Source organism: Mesorhizobium sp. LCM 4577 (genome assembly GCF_001854795.2).
Classification (GTDB): domain Bacteria; phylum Pseudomonadota; class Alphaproteobacteria; order Rhizobiales; family Rhizobiaceae; genus Mesorhizobium; species Mesorhizobium plurifarium.
The window spans coordinates 20,594-36,577 of sequence record NZ_MDDU01000015.1 but is presented as its reverse complement, the minus strand read 5'-3'; the positions used below and the strand labels follow the sequence as shown (position 1 = coordinate 36,577).

Annotated in this window: 16 protein-coding genes; 11 read left to right on the top strand and 5 right to left on the bottom strand. The window is 63.8% G+C overall.

Translation table 11 applies throughout. The annotated features are described in order from the left end of the window. The first annotated feature begins 2 nt into the window (after positions 1-2). The 5 genes from LCM4577_RS18295 to LCM4577_RS18275 all read left to right on the top strand — a co-directional run bounded on the left by LCM4577_RS18295 (position 3) and on the right by LCM4577_RS18275 (position 4,038). Positions 3-239 (top strand): type II toxin-antitoxin system Phd/YefM family antitoxin, encoded by a 237-nt coding sequence (locus LCM4577_RS18295; RefSeq protein ID WP_040990363.1) that lies wholly within the window; start codon positions 3-5, stop codon positions 237-239. Between the two features lie 358 nt (positions 240-597). Next, the gene (locus tag LCM4577_RS18290) at positions 598-1,224 is read left to right on the top strand and encodes a LysE family translocator (protein WP_071072721.1); all 627 of its coding nucleotides are present in this window, start codon (positions 598-600) and stop codon (positions 1,222-1,224) included. A gap of 127 nt (positions 1,225-1,351) precedes the next feature. Beyond that, the gene (gene rfaE1, locus LCM4577_RS18285; protein ID WP_071072768.1) at positions 1,352-2,836 is read left to right on the top strand and encodes a D-glycero-beta-D-manno-heptose-7-phosphate kinase; all 1,485 of its coding nucleotides are present in this window, start codon (positions 1,352-1,354) and stop codon (positions 2,834-2,836) included. A gap of 7 nt (positions 2,837-2,843) precedes the next feature. Next, positions 2,844-3,416 carry an SIS domain-containing protein gene (locus LCM4577_RS18280; protein ID WP_040989594.1) on the top strand — a complete coding sequence of 191 codons (573 nt, stop codon included), beginning with the start codon at positions 2,844-2,846 and terminating at the stop codon, positions 3,414-3,416. Next, complete coding sequence (locus LCM4577_RS18275) at positions 3,409-4,038, top strand: HAD-IIIA family hydrolase (protein WP_071072719.1); 630 nt, start codon at positions 3,409-3,411, stop codon at positions 4,036-4,038. Before LCM4577_RS18280 ends, LCM4577_RS18275 begins: the two co-directional genes overlap by 8 nt. A gap of 69 nt (positions 4,039-4,107) precedes the next feature. Here the strand turns inward: LCM4577_RS18275 and LCM4577_RS18270 are convergent, their stop codons facing one another. Further along, on the bottom strand, positions 4,108-4,584 hold the full coding sequence (locus LCM4577_RS18270) for an Lrp/AsnC family transcriptional regulator (protein ID WP_040989590.1): 477 nt from the start codon (positions 4,582-4,584) through the stop codon (positions 4,108-4,110). A 278-nt stretch (positions 4,585-4,862) separates the two neighbouring features. Here LCM4577_RS18270 and trxB point away from each other — a divergent pair, with 278 nt between their 5' ends. Further along, positions 4,863-5,837: a thioredoxin-disulfide reductase gene (gene trxB / locus LCM4577_RS18265; RefSeq protein WP_071072717.1), complete on the top strand. Its 975-nt coding sequence runs from the start codon at positions 4,863-4,865 to the stop codon at positions 5,835-5,837. A gap of 72 nt (positions 5,838-5,909) precedes the next feature. After that, positions 5,910-6,806, top strand: coding sequence for a LysR family transcriptional regulator (locus LCM4577_RS18260; protein ID WP_071072715.1), 897 nt, complete (start codon positions 5,910-5,912; stop codon positions 6,804-6,806). A gap of 15 nt (positions 6,807-6,821) precedes the next feature. Here LCM4577_RS18260 and LCM4577_RS18255 read toward each other — a convergent pair whose 3' ends face one another. The 3 genes from LCM4577_RS18255 to LCM4577_RS18245 all read right to left on the bottom strand — a co-directional run bounded on the left by LCM4577_RS18255 (position 6,822) and on the right by LCM4577_RS18245 (position 11,410). Beyond that, positions 6,822-7,322, bottom strand: coding sequence for an isoprenylcysteine carboxylmethyltransferase family protein (locus LCM4577_RS18255; protein ID WP_071034699.1), 501 nt, complete (start codon positions 7,320-7,322; stop codon positions 6,822-6,824). 743 nt (positions 7,323-8,065) lie between these two features. Beyond that, complete coding sequence (locus LCM4577_RS18250; RefSeq protein WP_071072714.1) at positions 8,066-10,114, bottom strand: elongation factor G; 2,049 nt, start codon at positions 10,112-10,114, stop codon at positions 8,066-8,068. Between the two features lie 435 nt (positions 10,115-10,549). Next, positions 10,550-11,410, bottom strand: a complete 861-nt coding sequence (locus LCM4577_RS18245; protein WP_071072712.1) for an alpha/beta fold hydrolase — start codon at positions 11,408-11,410, stop codon at positions 10,550-10,552. A gap of 132 nt (positions 11,411-11,542) precedes the next feature. Here LCM4577_RS18245 and LCM4577_RS18240 point away from each other — a divergent pair, with 132 nt between their 5' ends. Then, positions 11,543-12,232, top strand: a complete 690-nt coding sequence (locus tag LCM4577_RS18240) for an isoprenylcysteine carboxylmethyltransferase family protein (protein ID WP_083354767.1) — start codon at positions 11,543-11,545, stop codon at positions 12,230-12,232. Between the two features lie 4 nt (positions 12,233-12,236). Then, complete coding sequence (locus LCM4577_RS18235; protein WP_071072710.1) at positions 12,237-12,632, top strand: cupin domain-containing protein; 396 nt, start codon at positions 12,237-12,239, stop codon at positions 12,630-12,632. A 61-nt stretch (positions 12,633-12,693) separates the two neighbouring features. Here LCM4577_RS18235 and LCM4577_RS18230 read toward each other — a convergent pair whose 3' ends face one another. Beyond that, a complete protein-coding gene (locus LCM4577_RS18230) occupies positions 12,694-13,896 on the bottom strand; it encodes a pyridoxal phosphate-dependent aminotransferase (RefSeq protein ID WP_041010466.1) in 1,203 nt (400 codons plus the stop codon). A gap of 219 nt (positions 13,897-14,115) precedes the next feature. On the opposite strand from LCM4577_RS18230, the gene LCM4577_RS18225 reads away from it, so the two are divergent. After that, positions 14,116-15,015, top strand: coding sequence for an EAL domain-containing protein (locus tag LCM4577_RS18225; protein WP_071072708.1), 900 nt, complete (start codon positions 14,116-14,118; stop codon positions 15,013-15,015). Next, on the top strand, positions 15,012-15,872 hold the full coding sequence (locus LCM4577_RS18220) for an EAL domain-containing protein (protein WP_071072706.1): 861 nt from the start codon (positions 15,012-15,014) through the stop codon (positions 15,870-15,872). Before LCM4577_RS18225 ends, LCM4577_RS18220 begins: the two co-directional genes overlap by 4 nt. Positions 15,873-15,984 lie beyond the last annotated feature (112 nt).

Genomic DNA, 15,984 nt, shown 5'->3' with positions numbered 1-15,984 from the left:
CCATGAAACAATATCCGTCGACCGATTTGAAACAGAATCTCGGTGACGTTCTTGCGGCCGCGAGCCAGCAACCTGTCTCCATCACTCGTCACAACAAGCCTAGATATGTCCTGATGAGCATTGAGGCCTACGAGGCTCGCTTCGCCGACGACAGCCGTCGCGCTTACGCTGCGAAGGACGCCCCGGTCGAACATGTCGAGATGCTTGAGGAGTACGCTGCCGGAGAAAGTCGCGATTAGGTCAATCGCCGCCGCGAGCCCAGTCGCTTCCGGCTGAATGTCGGGAACCACGTCAGGTTAGCGCTGCCCCTCATTGCCCTGCCGGGCATTTCTCCCCGTATAGTGACGGGGAGAAAGGGCTGACCGCAACCTCGGCGCCCCTATTGCAACGTTGGCGATTGGCGAAACCGTCGATGACAGCTCCCCTCTCCCCGTCACTATACGGGGAGAGGATGCCGGCAGGCAGGTGAGGGGCAGCGCCAACGTCTGAAATTATGTTGGAGGAATTCGAAGATATCCATATCTGTGGTATCGCCAATATGGAGATCAGGCCAGCAAGGCGTAGCCTGACAGAGACGTGATCATTGAGGGACCAGGCATGCCGTCCACTGAACTGCTGATCGCCTTCTTCGCCACCACGGCGATCTTCGCCTATATCCCGGGCCCCGCCATGCTTTATGCCGCCGCGCAGACGATGGCGCGCGGCCGTTGGTCGGGGCTGACGGCGGCACTTGGCATTCACCTTGGCGGTTATTTCCATGTCTTCGCGGCCGCCGCCGGCCTGTCCGTCCTGTTCCATGCGGTACCGCCGCTCTATCTGGCGGTCAAGCTCGGCGGCGCGCTCTACCTGATCTGGCTTGGCGTCTCCATGTTCCGCAAACGAACGGATGCGGCTCTGCCCTTGATCGAGCGGAAATCGGCCCGTCGCGCCTTTTTCGAAAGCGTCACCGTCGAGGTGCTCAATCCGAAGACCGCGATCTTCTTCATGGCGTTCCTGCCGCAATTCATCGATGCCGCGGCGGCGTTTCCGGTCTGGCTGCAGTTCGTCGTGCTCGGAACCATCGTCAATCTGATGTTCTCCTCCGCCGACATCGTGTGTGTTTTCCTTGCCGGCGCGATGGTCGCGCGGCTTCGCCGATCGGGCCGGGCGCAGCGTTTGATGCAACGGGCAGGCGGTGCCGTGCTTGTCGGGCTCGGCGTTCATGTCGCCCTGCAGCGGAGCTGAGGTAGGCGGGCCGGCGTTGCACTGACCCGAATTGCGGTATATCGGCATCGCCTTGAGCAGCCCACGCCACAATTCCGGCGCTGAAATCTATTCAAGTCCGGCCTTCTTCAGGCATACCTCGAGCGAGATGATCAAGCACAATCCGCCTTCTCCGGAACCTTTGCACCGCACCATCGCCCGGTTCGGCGACGTCACCGTGCTGGTCGTGGGCGATTTCATCCTCGACCGGTTCGTCAGCGGCGTGATCGAGCGCATCTCGCCGGAAGCTCCGATCCCCGTTCTGCATGGCAAGGGCGAGTCGCTCAACATGGGCGGCGCCGGCAATGTCGTCTCCAACATCGTCTCGCTGGGCGCGGCCGCCATACCCGTGTCGGTGATCGGCGCCGACCAGGCCGGCAACAATCTGATGCGCATGCTTGGCGAGATCGGCGTCGACACCGACGGGCTGCTGCAGCGCCAGGACCGCATGACCTCGTCGAAAAGCCGCTTCAGCGCGCTCAACCAGCAGGTGCTCCGTTTCGACGAAGAAGAGATCAAGCCGCTCACCTCCGCCGAGCGGGCCAAGCTCATCGATCATTTCCAGGCGGCGCTCGGCCGCGCCGATATCGTCATCCTCTCCGATTACGGCAAGGGCATCCTGCTCGACGGCGTCGCCGGCGAATTGATCGCGATCTGCCGCGATGCCGGCAAGCCGGTGCTGGTCGATCCGAAGGGGCACGACTACGCGCGCTATGCAGGCGCGACGGCGGTTACGCCGAACCGCAAGGAGCTTGGCGAGGCGGTCGGGCGCAAGGTGTTCGGCGACGACGAGATCGTGGCCGCCGCACGCGACCTGATCGCCGCGCATGATTTCGAATTCATCGTCGCCACGCGCAGCGAGAAGGGCATGAGCGTGGTCTCCGCCGAGGATGCCCGCCACATTTCCACCCAGGCCCGCGAAGTGTTCGATGTTTCAGGAGCCGGCGACACGGTCATCGCGAGCTTCGCGCTTTCGCTTGCCGCCGGCGCCGACCGCGTGCATGCGGCCGTCATCGCCAACGCGGCCGGCGGCGTCGTGGTGGGAAAACGCGGCACGGCGCGGCTGAACGTCGAGGAATTGTCCGGCGCGCTGTTCCGCTCGCATGGGCCGACCGGTCACCAGGACGCCATCCTCGATTTCAATGCCGCGGCCAGGATGGTGGCGGCATGGAAGGAAGAGGGGCTGACCGTTGGCTTCACCAATGGCTGCTTCGACATCCTGCATGCCGGCCATGTCAGCCTGCTGCATGCCGCGCGCAGCCAGTGCGACCGGCTGGTGCTCGGCCTCAACAGCGATGACTCGGTGCGCCGGCTGAAAGGGCCTGGACGCCCGGTCAACAACCAGCACGACCGCGCCTGCGTGCTGGCAGCGCTTGCCTCTGTCGATGCCGTCGTCGTCTTCGAGGAAGATACACCGCTGAAGCTCATCGAGGCGCTCCTGCCGGACATCCTAGTCAAGGGCGCGGATTACACGATCGAGACCGTGGTCGGCGCCGATGTGGTGCAGAAGGCGGGCGGGCGCGTGGTGCTGGTCGACCTCGTCGCCGGCAAGAGCACGACGAACACGATCGGCAGGCTGCGTGCCGCAAACTGAGGGTCTCATGTCCGATTTGAACGACTACCTTGTCCGCTCCGCGGCGGCGATCTCGGCGATGGTCGAGCGCGATCTCACCGCCGAGATGGAACGCGCGGTGAGCACCGTGGTGACCGCGCTGTCGCAAGGCAAGGCGCTGCTGATCTGCGGCAATGGCGGCTCGGCCAGCGACGCCATCCACATCGCCGGTGAGCTGGTCGGCCGCTTCCTGAAGGAGCGCAAGGCCTACAATGTCATCGCGCTGCCGGCCAATGCTGCGGTGCTGACCGCCTGGGGCAATGATTACGGCTTCGACACCGTCTTCTCGCGCCAGGTCGAGGCGCATGGGTCGGAAGGCGCGGTGCTGCTGGCGATCTCGACCAGCGGCAATTCGCCGAGCATCCTTGCCGCCGCCGAGCAGGCGAGGGTGATGGGCATGACGGTGATCAGCCTGACTGGCGAAACCGGCGGCAAGCTCAAGCCGCTGACCGATATCCTGCTCAACGTGCCGTCGACCTCGACGCCTATCATCCAGCAGGGGCATCTGTGCCTCTATCACCATCTGTGCGAGGCGGTCGAAGCGCGTCTCAGCAATGGCTGAGAATACGGGCTTTCCGCTGGCCGAGCCAGGTCTCTGGGTCGAGCGGACCAGCACCAGGAGCTTTCCGACCGGCCGGCCGGCGCTGTTCCTGGACCGTGACGGCACGATCAATGTCGACACCGGCTATCCCGACGATCCGGCGGCCATGGTGTTGCGCGACGGCATCGCGCCGGTCATCGAGGCCGCGAACCAGTGCGGTGTTCCGGTCATCGTCGTCACCAACCAGTCCGGCATCGCGCGCGGCTATTTCGGCTGGGATGCGTTCGCGCGGGTCAATGGGCGGGTGCTGGATTTGCTGGCCGAGCAAAATGCCTTCGTGGACATGGTGCTCGCCTGCGCCTATCACGACGCTGGTTCAGGTCCTCTCGCCATTGCCGATCACCCGATGCGCAAGCCCAATTCGGGCATGCTGCTGGAGGCGGGTCGCCGCCTCGGCCTCGACCTGAAGCGGTCGCTGATCGTCGGCGACAAGCCGGCCGATTTGGAAGCCGGCCAGCGCGYTGGTCTCAAGCGCGGCTGGCTTGTCGACGGCGAGGTCTCGACGATGGACGGGCTTTCGGTTTCGCCGTTACGCGACGCCACGGACCTCGAAGGCCTGCTCACCGCGATACGGTCGCTCTGATCGCGGATTGATTCAAAACCTGGCGCTAAGCCCTTTGTTTGCACGGGCGAATTTCCGGAAGCCGGCACATTAAGTTGGGAAGGCCACCAGCCCTTCGTCCTTGACGCGACGGATGGTCAGGGCGGTGCGTACGGTATCCACATTCGGGGCCGAGGCCAGCTCCTCGATGACGAAGGTCTGGAAGGTGCCGAGGTCGCTCGCCACGCAATGCAGCAGGAAATCGGATTCGCCCGAGACCATCCAGGCGTCACGCACGATCGGCCAGCCGCGCGTGCGCTCGGCGAAGGTCTTCAGCTCGGCATCGGCCTGATGATGCAGGCCGATCAGGCAGAAGGCCACGACATCCATGCCGAGCGCCGGCGCGTTGAGCAGCGCGCGGTAGCCGCGGATGATGCCGGCCTCTTCCAGCCGCCTGACGCGGCGCAGGCAAGGCGGCGCCGAGATGCCGACCCGGTTGGACAATTCGACATTGGTCATTCGGCCGTCACCCTGCAGCTCGCGCAGGATCTTCCAGTCGATGGCGTCGAGATCGGCTTTGAGCGGCATGAATGGGCTTTCACGCAAGAATCTTTCGCGATTTTGTAATTTGGTTTCGCGCTGGAGGCCATAGCTTTGCGATGATTTTCTCCTTGTTTTGATGCAGGGCGTGATCCAGCGCCGCGCATACCTCTGGGCGACATGCATTGGTGACGGGCGGCGATATGGCCCGATATGCAGGGGACGAAGCTTTCCGGGGACGAAGGCCAACTTGCCTTGCTGGTCCCACGGGCAACACTTACATTACGCGCAACAAACCACGGCCGCGCGCCGCAGGGGACTTTTTCATGAACACGAAACACGCACCTGTTCTCATCATCGGTTCCGGCCCGGCCGGCTACACGGCGGCGATCTATGCCGCCCGCGCCATGCTGAAACCGATGCTGGTCGCCGGCCTGCAGCAGGGCGGCCAATTGATGATCACCACCGACGTCGAAAACTATCCGGGCTTCGCCGATCCGATCCAGGGGCCTTGGCTGATGAGCCAGATGCTGGCGCAGGCCGAGCATGTCGGCACCGACATCGTCAACGACATCATCACCGAGGTGGACCTCAATGTGCGGCCGTTTCGCGCCATCGGCGATTCCGGCACGGTCTACACGGCGGATGCCTTGATCATCGCCACCGGCGCGCAGGCCAAGTGGCTGGGTATCCCGTCGGAACAGACCTTCATGGGCTTTGGCGTTTCGGCCTGTGCGACCTGCGACGGCTTCTTCTACCGCGGCAAGGACGTCGCGGTTGTGGGCGGCGGCAATTCCGCGGTCGAGGAAGCGCTCTATCTGTCGAACCTCGCCAAGAGCGTCACCGTCATCCATCGGCGCGGCGATTTCCGCGCCGAGCGCATCCTGCGCGAACGGCTGCTTGCGAAGGACAATGTCCGCGTCATCTGGGACACGGTGGTGGACGAGATCACCGGGCGCCCAGGCAAGGCGCCGCTGCCGCCTTCCGTCGAAGGCCTGGCGCTGCGCAACGTCGTGACCGGCCAGGAATCGAAGCTGCCGGTCGACGGCGTGTTCGTGGCGATCGGCCATGCGCCTGCGGTCGAGCTCTTCGTCGGCAAGCTGAAGCAGAAGCCGAACGGCTATCTGTGGACGGCGCCGGATTCGACCCGCACCGACGTGCCCGGCGTGTTCGCCGCCGGCGACGTCACCGACGACGTCTACCGCCAGGCGGTGACGGCGGCCGGACTTGGCTGCATGGCGGCGCTCGAGGCGGAAAAATATCTGGCGGGCATCGAGGTCCACCGCGAAGCGGCGGAATGACAGATCGGCTGAAAAAAGCCGTTTAAAAGCCTGATTTTTCATTCAGACGCCAAAGGCAACGCGAGGGGAATCATGGCGCTGGACTGGGACAAATTACGCGTATTTCACGCCGCGGCGGAGGCTGGGTCGTTCACCCATGCCGCCRAGACGCTGCATCTGTCGCAATCGGCCATCTCGCGGCAGGTCAGCGCGCTGGAGCATGATGTCGGCGTCGCACTCTTCCACCGCCACGCACGCGGTCTGGTGCTGACCGAGCAGGGCGAGATGCTGTTCCGCACGGCGCATGACGTGCTGATGAAGCTGGAAACCATCAAGACGCGGCTCACCGAAACCAAGGACCGGCCGTCGGGCGTGCTCAGGGTGACGACCACGGTGGGCCTGGGCGCCGGCTGGCTGACCGAGCGCGTGCAGGAATTCATCGAGCTCTATCCCGAGATCAGCCTGCAGCTGATCCTCGCCAATGAGGAGCTCGACCTCACCATGCGCCAGGCCGATTGCGCCATCCGGCTGCGGCAGCCGCAACAGCCGGACCTTATCCAGCGCCGGCTGTTCACGGTGCATTTCCACCTCTACGCAGCGCCGTCCTATATCGCCAAGTTCGGCAAGCCGGCCTCGATCGCCGAGCTCCGGAACCACCGCATCGTCACCTTCGGCGTGCCGGTGCCTTCGCATCTGTCGGAGCTGAACTGGCTGGAGACGGTCGGCGATTTCGAGGGCGCGCAGAGAGTGCCGACGCTGCAGATCAACGACATCCTGTCGATCAAGCGGGCGGTGCAGGGCGGCGCCGGCATCGCCATGCTGCCGGACTATGTGATCAGCAAGGACACGAACCTGGTCCAGCTGCTGCCGGAGACCGAGGTACCGTCCTTCGACACCTATTTCGCCTATCCCGACGCGATGAAGAACCAGGCGAAGCTGCACGTTTTTCGCGATTTCATTATCGCCAAGGCGCGCAGCTGGTCTTATTGAAATGACCGGCCGGGACTACTGGCCGCGCCAGGGTGTGATGCGCGGCAGCCAGCCGGGGACGGCGCGGCGGTAGGTTTCGTATTCCGCGCCGTAGCGGCTGGCGAGCGTCGGCTCTTCATAGACCTTGACGAAGGAGATCATCGCTGCCGCGGCGATGAGGCCGTAAAACAGCACCGGCCAGCTCGAAAAGATCAGCGCCTGGCCAAGGATGATCGCCAGCACCGCGACATACATAGGATTGCGCACGTGGCGGTAGATGCCGCTGATGACCAGTTTCTCGGTCGGCGCCACGGGAGCGGGTGTGCCGAGGCCCTCCAGCGCAAAACGGGCAAAGGCATGGAGCAGGATGGCGGCTGCCCCCACCACAAGAACAGAGCCCGCGGGCACGAAGCCCGACACCGCCGACAGAGGCTTGCGATAATGGTCGGTCAGGAGCCACGGCAGCAGCCCGGCGACAACGCCGGGCGCCGCGACAAGGAACAGCGCGCTGCCGGCGATTGCCGAAAAAGTTCGCATCATCGGTCTCCTGCCGTGAAAATAAACTCGGCTTGCCGAAATTGACATCATTTGGCCGGCTAGCCTATTTCCGAGCAAAATCGGCTCGATTTTGCATTTAAGCAGTCGCTTTAGGGCCGGAAACGCGCCGAAACCGGCGATTTTCCTGGTCCTATGGGTTCCAGGAATAGGTTGGACCACAGCCTGCGTCTTTTTGCATGCGTGTGTTGCAAAATAGATGCTTGTTTCTTGGGCATGATGAGCACATATATAGTGACATCTCCAGGGCGCGTTCTCCTCCCATTAGCGCCCTCGAGTGTTCCCCTCTGGAGGTTAGCCTTAATCGGCACTTCCAATCAAACTCAGCCGGATCTTTATTGATCCGGCTTTTTTGTTGCCTGCATGCCTTCGAGCCGGCAAAAACACGACCGAATCCGCCACGTAACAGTGACATGTAACATCGGGTAACATGTCGCAGACGCAGTCTATGGTTTAAGTGGATGATAGGACGCGGTTGGTCGGTTCGGGAGATGGGGGCATCACTCGGAAGACCGGGCTCAGGCAGCTACCGCGTCCGAACCATTTTTTCCGGATGCGGCGGACCAGCCGTTGCCTCCCAGGAAAACGGTCCGCAATAGGAACGGCGTCCGGATCATCCGGACGCCGTTTTCATTTCGCCACAAATCAAAGCGCGATGCGCTTCAGTCCCTTGCTTGACGCATGTCATTCTCCCGAAACCGTTATGCACTTTGGGGCGACATGCATCAGGCAGCCTTGCCGTTGGCGTTCATCGCCTCATCGGCGAGCCGGCCGGTGAGCTCGGCCATGTGGTCGAAAGCGGCCTTGTAGCTGGCAACGCCGGCAGTGGCCGAGCGCAGCTCGATGATCAGGTCGCCGATCTCGGCCTGCGGCATGGTCGCCTCGACGACGTCCCAGCCCGGCCAGTCGGGCCTTGCGTCATAGCCGAGGATCTGCCCGCGCCGCTGCGGGATCAGCGCGATGATCTTAGAGGTCGCGTCGGAAGGCGTGACGATCTCGACCTTCATGATCGGCTCGAGCAGCACCGGCGAACAGGCGGCCATGCCCTCCTTCATCGCCAGCTTCGCCGCCATCTGGAAGGCCATGTCGGAGGAGTCGACCGCATGGTAGGAGCCGTCCGACAGGTTGACGGCGACATCGACGACCGGGAAGCCCAGCGGACCCGTCTTCAGATAGTCGCGAATGCCCGTCTCCACCGACTGGATATAGGTTTTCGGCACCACGCCGCCGGTGATGGTGTCGGAGAACTGGAAGCCGGAACCGCGCGGCAGCGGCTTGATCTCGATCACCACGTCGCCGAATTGGCCGTGACCGCCGGATTGCTTCTTGTGGCGGCCGCGCTGCTGCGCTCCTTTGCGGATCGTCTCCCGGTAAGGCACCGCCGGGGCATGGCCCTCGATCGGAATCTGGTTCTTGCCCTCGAGGCGCTCACGGACCACGCGCAGATGCATTTCGCCGTGACCCGACAGGACGGTTTCGGCGGAGTCCTGGTTGTGGCGCAGGCTGAGCGACGGGTCTTCCTCGGCAAGCCGCTGGATCGCCGCCGACATCTTGACCTCGTCCTTACGCTCCTTGGGACGAAGCGCGAAGGCGAAGACCGGCTGCGGCGGCTCCAATGTGACCAATGGCCGGATGCCGCCCTTGGTCGAGCTCAGCGTCTGGCCGGTCTTGACGTTGTCGAGCTTGCCGAGCGCGACCGTGTCGCCGGCCTTGGCCGATGTCTGCTTGATCTGGTCTTTGCCCAGCATCCTGTAGATGCCCGAGACCTTTGCCGTGTCGCCGTTGGACAGGAAGAGCTCGGCCGCGTCGGCCAATTGGCCGGAAAGCACGCGCGACACCGAAAGCTTGCCGCCATGCGCGGTGTGGATGGTCTTCATCACCTGCACCACCGTCTGGCCGTCCGGCGCGCCAAGGCGTTTCCTCGTCGTCTCGACATCGGGCGCATCATGGCGGATGGCTTTCAACAGGCGCAGCACGCCATTGCCCTTCTCGGCCGTGCCGATCAGCACCGGCGTCACCGCGCCGGCGCGCAGGTCGGCCGACAGATCGTCGAAGATCGCGTCCTTCGGTGGCTCGATCTCCTCCAGCAATTGCTCCATCAGGTGATCGTCGTGATCGGCAAGTGTCTCCAGCATGGAGAAACGCGCTTCCAGCTCGCGTGCCTTGTCGTCGCCTGGAATTTCGGCCACTTCGCTCGCGGCGTATTCGCGATAGATATAGGCGCGCTCCAGCGCCAGATCGATCGAGCCGATGACGACGCCGTCCTTGCGCACCGGAATCTGGCGCAGCAGCAGCGGTACAGAACTCGCCGGCTGCAGCATCTTCAGCGTCTCGCGCACGCCCGCGATCGCCTTGTCGACCTTGTTGAGGAACAGGATGCGCGGAATGGCGAGGTCGTCGAGCTTGCGCATGATGAGCTGCAGCGCCGGGATCTTCTTCTCGTCGGCCTCGGCGACGACGACCGCGAGGTCGCAGGCGGCAAGCACGGGTTCGGCTTCGAAGGCGAATTCGATCGAGCCGGGGCAGTCGACGAAAGTGATCTGCTCGCCCATGAAATCGGTGGTCGCGAAGGTCGCCTCGACGCTCATGGCGTGGGCGCGGGCTTCGGGTGAATGATCGGAAACGGTGTTGCCCGATGAAACGGGGTTCTGGCGGGGAATGGCGCCCGTGCGGGCGAGAATTGCTTCGAGAAGTGTCGTCTTACCGCTTGCAAAGGGACCGACTATGGCGATGCATTTCGGTCCCGTGCGTCGTTCTCCGGCGCGAGTACCCATGGCTGAACCTCCACTCAGGCGTTTCCCAAGAGGGCGATCAGCAAAAGTGGAAACCGGTTTGCGTCCGATCGCACCCTGTGCAGAGCGGCGGCCGGCCTGTTCGGCCGTCGCGGGCGGGGTTTTCACCTCTTCCCAAAACCATCGTCACACGGGTTTGCCGGCAGGGCAAGAAAAATAGGATGTTCGCCGGCTTGGGTCCGGCAGGCCGCGATTTCCTGTTCGTCAGGCTGTGAGGGCGAGCGGCTCGCGGGCGGCGGCACACAAGGCGCTTGCCCTGTCGCGCGGCGCCGGCTTGCCGAAGAAATAGCCCTGGAAGCGGCTGCAGCCGGCCCTGAGCGCGGAGTCAGGACTGTCGCTCGGCGACTGCCCGAAGCCGGTTGCGACGACCTCACTGCGAAGCGAAACCAAGGCGCGAGACGTCGGATGAACGGGGCGTCAGCCTGCACGGCGCCGGGCTGGCACGACGATCGCGGCGTCCTGTGCCGCCACCCACCCGGCAAAGCGCGACAGCATCGGATTGAACAGGTCCGGCCGCTCCCAGAAAGGGGCGTGTCCGGCCCCGGGYACGACGTGGCATTGCTCCCACAGCGTGCCGCAGTCCAGCGTGTCGAAGTAGTTAATCCGGATGAACGGGTCGTTCTCGCCATTGACGATGGCAACCGGGAAGTCGGCCTGCTCGACCACCTGCTTCTGGTCGGCTCCCTTGCCGGCCATCATCGAGCGTGTCACCGTGGCGCGCAGACGGCCGTCGGTGCGAAGAATGTTTTCGCGGAAGGACGCGTCCGCGCTATCGCCGAAGCAGAGCGTTTCGAAGCGTTCGGCGTCGCGCTCGGAATAGAATTTCTTGGAAGCCAGCAGCATGTCCCAGTTGGCGTGGAAGCCGCGCAGCATGCCGAAGAAGCCCTTCGACACGGGCGGCGCGCCGGTCAGCATCAGACCCTTGACGACCGGATGGAAGCTTGCGAGCTCGATGGCGACATGGCCGCCGAGCGACCAGCCGTAGACGATGGCATGGCGGACGTTCAGGTTGTCGATGAGCTCCGCCGCCGATCGCGCCAGGCCGGTGATCGTATAGTCCGTCGCCGGGTCGGCCGCGTCCGAGGACTCGCCATGGCCCGGGAGATCGAAAGCGATCAGCCGGTGGGCGTCGGCAAGCGGGCTGTCGAACTGGCGGGCGAACACCGCGCGCGAGGCGCCGGACCCGTGGATCATCACGATGGGCATGCCTGGCCCCGCCGATTCGCTGACGCGCAAATCGGCCTGTGGGGTGCTGATGGTGCGCTCGGCAATGGCCATGGCGCATAGAACCTCAGGATTGCGTTGCTTCCAACATCGCATTCCCGGGTCTACACGCGCTTTAGGTTTCTGGTTAAGAAAAGACTAATATGCAGCAACCGGCTATAGTGCCCTCGAATTCTCGGTGTGGCCATGGAATTTGACTTGGAACGCGGGCTCGACCTTCTTGTCTCGATCGTCGGTATCGCCACGGTCGGCCAGTATCTGTGGTCGACGCGCGCCCATTTCCAATCATCGGGCATGTCCTCAGGCGCCACGATAATCTCGGTGGTCGTGGCCGCCACGGCGCTGTTTTTCCTGGCGATCATATGGATCCTCCCGCAGCCGCCGCTGGCCAAGATCGTAGGGCTGGCGGTTCAACTGGTGAGTTCGGCGCTGTTCTGGTGGGCGATTTTGAGGTCGCGCAAGGCGCGGCTGCGGTTCGTCTTCGACGCCGACGATCCGCACGGCCTGGTGACCGACGGGCCGTTCTTGTACCTCCGCCATCCGTTCTACACGTCCTACATCATCTTCTGGGCCGGCTGGGGCATCGCGACCTGGTCGAGCTGGGCTGTGGTGCCGGTTGCAGGGATATTCGTGCTTTATCTGATCGCCGCGCTGGACGAGGAGAAGAAGTTCTCGCGGACGGAAATGGCCGACGCCTACGCGGCCCACCGCAAGCGGGCCGGGCTGTTCTGGCCACGGCTGCCGAAGTCAGGTGACCGTGACCGAAGTGCGATGCCCCAGCCCGGAGGCGGTTGCGTCGCGCGCGGCATCGACGCAAAGCGCCGCCGCGAGGGTGAGCGGCCACCACCGCCGATGCGGCATCAGTTCGAGGATTGAGACGATGAAGATCATTGCTTGCGGCAGCGTGCCGACCATCATCGCGCCGGACAGGTATTTCACCGGCCGGGTGCTGCAGACGCCGATCATCGAGAAGGAGGCGCCGGCGCGGCTCAGGGCGACGCTGGTCAGTTTCGAGCCCGGCGCGCGCACTTACTGGGACACCCATCCGCTCGGGCAGACGCTCTATGTCACCGCCGGCGCCGGGCTTACCCAGAGCTGGGGCGAGTCGGTCCGGATCATCAGGGCAGGGGACGTCGTCTCCTTCGCACCGGGCGAAAAGCACTGGCATGGCGCCGGCGCGAAAACAGCCATGGCGCACATCGCCATGCAGGAGGCGCTGAATGGCGTGCACGCCGACTGGCTGGAGGCGGTGACGCCGGAGCAATATGGCGGCTGAAGCTGTCCAATAGAAAACCCGGCTCAAGCCGGGTTTCTCATTCAAATGGCGATGCCGCCGATCAGGTCAGCGACGCGGTGAAGCGCTGGATGCGCGTGCAGGCTTCCTCCAGCAAGGCATCCGACGTGGCATAGGAGATGCGGAAGTTCGGTCCAAGGCCGAAAGCCGAGCCGAACACCACCGCGACGCCTTCGGCTTCCAACAGCTCGGAGCAGAACGTCTCGTCATTGTCGATCACCTTGCCGGTCTTGGTCTTCTTGCCGATCAGCCCGGCGCAAGACGGATAGACGTAGAAGGCGCCTTCGGGTGAGGGGCAGGTGATGCCGCGCGCCTGGTTGAGCATCGAGACGACGAGGTCGCGCCGGCCCTGGAAGATCGCCTTGTTCTTGGCGATGAAGTCCTGCGGACCGTTGAGCGCCTCGACGGAAGCCCATTGCGCGATGGTGCAGGCGCCCGAGGTCTGCTGGCCCTGGATCATGTCCATCGCCTTGATGAGCGGCACCGGGCCGGCGGCGTAGCCGATGCGCCAGCCGGTCATGGCATAGGCTTTCGACACGCCGTTCATGGTCAGCGTGCGCTCATAAAGGTTCGGCTCGACCTCGGCGATGGTCTTGAAGATGAAGTCGCCATAGGTCAGGTGCTCATACATGTCGTCGGTCAGCGTCCAGACATGCGGATGCTTGAGCAGCACATCGGCCAGCGCCCGAAGCTCGGCCTCGGTGTAGGCGGCGCCCGACGGATTGGACGGCGAATTCATCAACAGCCATTTGGTTTTCGGCGTGATCGCCTTTTCCAGCACTTCGGCCGTCAGCTTGAAGCCGTTGTCGATCGAGGTGTCGGCGAAGACCGAGGTGCCGCCGCAGATCGCCACCATTTCGGGATAGCTCACCCAGTAGGGGCGCGGGATGATGACCTCGTCGCCCGGGTTCAGCGTCGCCATGAAGGCGTTGAACAGTATCTGCTTGCCGCCGGTGCCGACGATGGTCTGCTCCGGGCGGTAGTCGAGATTGTTCTCGCGCTTGAATTTCTTCGCGATCGCCTCGCGCAGCGGCACGATGCCGGAGACCGGCGGATATTTGGTCTCGCCGCGGCGGATCGCCTCGATCGCCGCGTTCTTGATGTTGTCGGGCGTATCGAAATCCGGCTCGCCGGCGCCGAGGCCGATCACGTCACGGCCGGCATTTTTCAGCTCGCGCGCTTTCTGCGTCACCGCGATGGTYGCGGAAGGCTTAACGCGGGAAAGGGCGTCGGCGAGAAAGGCCATGACAAGATGTCTCCTAGGAAAGGCGGCCAGGAGCGGCCGCGGCGCCTCTCATGTCGCATCATGGCGCCGAGCGCAAGCATTGTGCGATGAGCCAGAGGTCAAGGAGGCGTGACCAAAGTCAGCCTGCGTGAGCGGCAACGCTAAATTCATCAACGGCCGGTAAACCCTTGGCTGGCAGGATCGCAGATCGGATTGCGCCTATTCGCGGAGCGGGAAATCTTGTCGCGCAGCATCGGGCTTGCCCATATCATCCGTCATGACGACGGCACCTCCTCGGGTGTCTGGGGCATCTATACGCTGCAGAGCGCGTTCCAGCCGATCTTCGCCTTCAAGGAGGGCAAGCTTTCGGTCGCTGCTTTCGAGGGGCTGATCCGGCCGTTCCGCGACGGCGAGCCGCAATCGCCGGGGGCATTCTTCGGGACCTGCCCGGCGGCCGACCGACTGCATATCGAGGCCCTGACGCGCACGCTGCATCTTCTGAACGCCGGCGCCTGCCTGCCGGAAGAGGCCTCCATCTTCGTCAATTTCGACCCTTCGGTCTTCACCGATCGCAGCATCGCCGACAAGGCGCTGCGCGACATGCGGCTGGTGCTGCACGAAGCCGGCATCGATCCGCGCCGCATCGTCTGCGAGGTCACCGAGCAGAAATCGGCTTCGCAGGAAACGCTCTACGGCTTCGTCGAGGCGCTCAGGGCGAACGGGTTCCGCATCGCGGTGGACGACTATGGCGCCGATGATTCAGACATCAACCGGATCAAGGAACTCAAGCCCGACATCGTCAAATTCGATGCGCATTGGATCACCCACCTGATGGAGTCCGGCGCCGGCTTCGCGTTGCTGACGGCGATGGTGCAAAGCTTCGAGGACCAGGGCATCCGCACCGTCTTCGAAGGGATCGAGGAAAGCTGGCAGCTGGAGCTCGCCGAGAGGTCCGGCGCCTCGATGGTGCAAGGTTATGTGCTTGCCCGGCCGGAACTTGCCCCCACCAGCTTTCGCGTCTTCGGCAAGGTCGCGCGGCAGCCTTCGGCCGAAGAAAGCAAGGCACAGGTCGCCGCAAGCGGCGCCCCGGCGCCGCAGGCGCGACGGGCAAGAGTGTTCGGGCGCAAGGTCGCGCCATGAGCGGACAACCGGACAGGCGGCGCAACGTCGCCGGGGCGATCTTCGCCGACGAGATCGGCCTCCAGTTCGGCGTCTATGGCGAGTTCCGGCTGTGGAGCGCCTATCAACCGATCTTCGCGCCGGAAGGCAGCGTGCTCAGGGCGGTTGCCGTTGAAGGGCTGATCGAGCCGCGCCGTATTGCCCAGCCGGTAGCCTCTTCGATCTTCTTCGGCGGCGTTCCCGCGTCCGACCGGCTGTTTGTCGAAACGCTGTGCCGGATGCTGCATCTCGGCAATTATCGCAACATCGGCGTCGAGGGATTGACGCTGTTCTTCAACTACAATCCGAACGTCAACGACCATCTCGGACGGGCGCTGGCCGAGATCCGGCTGATGACCAGGCATCTCGGCGATTTCGATCTGGAGCCCGGCCTGCTGGTCTGCGAGATCACCGAGCAGGCGGCCGACGATCACGTTCTTGCCAGCCTGGTGCGCGAAATGCGGCGCGACGGGATCCGCATCGCCATCGACGATTTCGGCACGGGGCATTCGACCGAGGCGCGCATCGACCTGCTTGCGCCCGACATCGTCAAGATCGATGGCGCCTGGTTCGGCGAGCTCTGCCGCCACGCCGCCGCCGAGCGCTTCTTCCGGCCGTTGGTAGCGACGCTGCATGATCGCGGCRCAAAAGTGCTGGTCGAGGGCATCGAAAACGCGCAGCATTTGCGCGTCGCGCTCGAGGGCGGCGTCGACCTTTTGCAGGGTTTCCATCTCGCTCGCCCGGCGCTCGCCGGCACGATCTTCGAGGAAGAACCGCTTTCCATCGGTGCCCTGCTCGACGCCGGCAACAAGGTCGTACCCCTGCATCAGCATCGCTGATGCCGACCAGAGAAAGCTATCAGCATCGCTGATGCTGGCCCCCAAAGGACGTATAAGCGTCGCTGATGGTTCTTCTCAAAAACAAATCACTGGATGGGACCTGGCCGCGCGC